The organism is Vibrio lentus (genome assembly GCF_002875945.1).
Taxonomy (GTDB): domain Bacteria; phylum Pseudomonadota; class Gammaproteobacteria; order Enterobacterales; family Vibrionaceae; genus Vibrio; species Vibrio apostichopi.
This window is the reverse complement of record NZ_MCZK01000132.1, coordinates 1-2068: the sequence shown is the minus strand read 5'-3', so window position 1 is coordinate 2068 and position 2068 is coordinate 1. Positions and strand designations below refer to the sequence as shown.

The 2068-nt window shown below is 42.0% G+C and carries 3 protein-coding genes; all 3 read right to left on the bottom strand.

The window, feature by feature from the left end:
- Positions 1-178: 178 nt before the first annotated feature.
- The 3 genes from BCT49_RS14690 to BCT49_RS14680 all read right to left on the bottom strand — a co-directional run bounded on the left by BCT49_RS14690 (position 179) and on the right by BCT49_RS14680 (position 1645).
- Positions 179-619 carry a ribonuclease HI gene (locus BCT49_RS14690; RefSeq protein WP_102436169.1) on the bottom strand — a complete coding sequence of 147 codons (441 nt, stop codon included), beginning with the start codon at positions 617-619 and terminating at the stop codon, positions 179-181.
- An 80-nt stretch (positions 620-699) separates the two neighbouring features.
- Positions 700-888 carry an AlpA family transcriptional regulator gene (locus tag BCT49_RS14685; RefSeq protein WP_102436167.1) on the bottom strand — a complete coding sequence of 63 codons (189 nt, stop codon included), beginning with the start codon at positions 886-888 and terminating at the stop codon, positions 700-702.
- A gap of 76 nt (positions 889-964) precedes the next feature.
- A complete protein-coding gene (locus BCT49_RS14680; protein WP_102436165.1) occupies positions 965-1645 on the bottom strand; it encodes an inovirus Gp2 family protein in 681 nt (226 codons plus the stop codon).
- Positions 1646-2068: the final 423 nt, after the last annotated feature.

The window sequence follows — 2068 nt, the reverse complement described above, 5'->3', positions numbered from 1 at the left end:
CCATGGGTTAGGTCTATCAATTACAGAAATTGTGATTTTCATTCACTGAACCCACCCACCTTAATAACCACTTCATCATTAAATTAATATACTACTCTGTAATGCAGCAGGTTTATCCCAACAAACAAAACAGGGCACAGCCTGCTAGCGGTTTGCCAACAAGCTGTGCTCTATCTTCTTACTCGGCTTCTGCCGCTTCAACGGCTAACAAGTCTGCCATGTCATTACCCTTATCACCTGAATGAGCTTTGACCTTTCTCACCTCTACGTATTTCTGTGAACGCAGTTCGTCGATTTGTTGCCATAGATGACGGTTCTTTACTGGCTTCTTATCTGACTTACGCCAACCTTTGTCCTTCCAGTTATCTAACCAACCGTTGTAGCCCTTTACACAGGAATCACTGTCTGAGTAGATGACATCGCCATCCTGTGCATACTCTAGACCTTCGATTAAGGCCATTAGCTCTAATTCTGCATTGGTGGTACTGCGTCTGATAGTGATGCTATCTTGATACTCTACTTCACCGTGCTCATTAAAGGCTGCAATACCAATTCCACCCTGTGTGCATCCGTGTTGATTGTTTGGTGCCGCACCGTCTACGTAAATTGAAAAACTCATTTTATTTCTCTCTCTAATTGAAAAAGGAGCCCTCAATGGCTCCCTGTTGATGTGATAACTATGTTCGTTGTTGCTTGTGGTTAGCTTTGGCTTTCTCGCATTGCTAGACGCTGTTCCATCCATTCTTCGATTTCACTCTCTACCCATGCGACAGCGCGCCCACCCAGTGACACCGTTTTAGGAAAGGTATTCTCTTCCATAAACTTATAGATGCTTGAACGACCCAATCCCGTTAACGCTATTACTTCTTTCAGTCTTAAGAATCTCATTGGGAATAGCCTCCTGTTTGTATATACCCATGAGATGAGCCACCGCTGTAAAAAAATGCAGCAGCCCTAACCTGAATTAACGCTGACTCCCCCCGAAACTCCTTCTACGATCACCAAAATGCTTCGTATCTTCTTTAGCTAAATAACTCACATGCTTAAACAGCTCATCAAACGCATCGTCAAAGTCATCAGAGTTACGGTTCAAGCGATGAATAACCACGCTGTCACTGTTCTTTCTCTTTGAGAAATGCACTAACCCATTTGCTTCTTCATAATCAACACCGACGACTCTCGCCCATGCCTCCACGATAAAGGAGCCTAAATTATCATTTGGCGTTTGAGTTTGTCCCAACCAGTTAAATCTGTCCTTATTGAACATGAGTAATAAATGATAGTGGTCATTCATTGAGGTAGAGCGCTCTCTAACCCACACATTTCGAACCTTACAGGGATGAACCCTACCACCCTCTTGTCTTTTTTTTCGCTTGCCAGAGTAAGCTATCTGTGACTGCAACGAGCGGATAAAGTCAGTGATGACATTGCCACACTCTTCATTGGACCTTAGCTTTGGAAATCTCAAATCTACACGGATAGCCATGAGGCGAGGATAGTCATCTAATGCTCGTTCAATGGTGGCGTGCATTTTTTCTAAGTAATCGAGGTACAGTGGACCGTGTGCCGTCTGGATAGGATGACCAAGAAAGGTTTTCTTAATGGTGAGTCTAAGGTTTTTGTTTTTTCTAGAACGTACATTCATTGCTATCTATTCCTATGTTGAGGTTCATAGATAGGTCGATGCCGTTATTTATAATGGTGTACTGTGAGTCACTTGGTGTGACTCAGGGATATGTGATGATGTAGTCGTGTACTAGGTATGGTAGATGTCTAGTTATTAACGTAATAATACTAACCAGACAGACATATCCTTCTTTACCCCTCAAGGTTTAAAGCGTTTCAATTAGGTTTCCACACCATTCAAATCAACAACAAGCATACAAACAATCAACAACTGATGGTGAATTTTATAGGAATGAAATACTCCTTCGCTTTCAAGTTACATGATGACAACTGAATACAAACAAAGGTGATAGGCTCATTTAACACTCAGGGTTATCTGAAATAACGCTCCTTCATCCACTAATCAAACTGATTCATTCCTATTGAAGTGGTCAAGTAAAAC

Coding starts and splice junctions, on each gene's coding strand:
- BCT49_RS14685 (WP_102436167.1), bottom strand. CDS start 888: ATGAGATTCTTAAGACTGAAAGAAGTAATAGCGTTAACGGGATTGGGT.
- BCT49_RS14690 (WP_102436169.1), bottom strand. CDS start 619: ATGAGTTTTTCAATTTACGTAGACGGTGCGGCACCAAACAATCAACAC.
- BCT49_RS14680 (WP_102436165.1), bottom strand. CDS start 1,645: ATGAATGTACGTTCTAGAAAAAACAAAAACCTTAGACTCACCATTAAG.